Raw genomic sequence first — 305 nt, 5'->3', positions numbered from 1 at the left:
TGAGCGCGGCTGTTGGCCGACACCGGTTGCGCCACGCCTTGGTAGGTTTCGGCTTGCGCGCCCACGGCGGCCAGGAGGGAGAGTGCTGCGGCGGCGATGATCTTCGAGGCGTTCATTCTGGATGTCCTTCAATTTGCTTTGGATGATTCGAACCGGTCTTGGGTCGGGTGCCGTCCCTTCGGGGGCGGCCACCTCGCTCGGTGCCCTGTTCACCCAGAGCAGCTCGTGTGCTGTTCTGTGGGATGAAGTTTGCGCCCAAAATCTAGGTGAAAACCCGCAGAAATCGAAGCTCGGTGTTCACGTGC

1 protein-coding gene and 1 pseudogene are annotated in these 305 nt (G+C 61.3%); one reads left to right on the top strand and one right to left on the bottom strand.

Annotation, left to right across the window (positions count from 1 at the left end):
- Positions 1-116 (bottom strand): annotated as a pseudogene (locus AC1DNF_RS35885) (DUF4148 domain-containing protein); the annotation flags it as partial.
- 5 nt (positions 117-121) lie between these two features.
- Here AC1DNF_RS35885 and AC1DNF_RS35880 point away from each other — a divergent pair.
- Positions 122-305, top strand: a 184-nt coding sequence (locus tag AC1DNF_RS35880; protein WP_478153707.1) for a hypothetical protein, incomplete at its 3' end; no start/stop codon positions are given.

This window comes from Variovorax sp. 01T432 (genome assembly GCF_056398605.1).
Note: the sequence above shows the minus strand (reverse complement) of the source record. Positions and strands in the feature narration are given on the sequence as shown.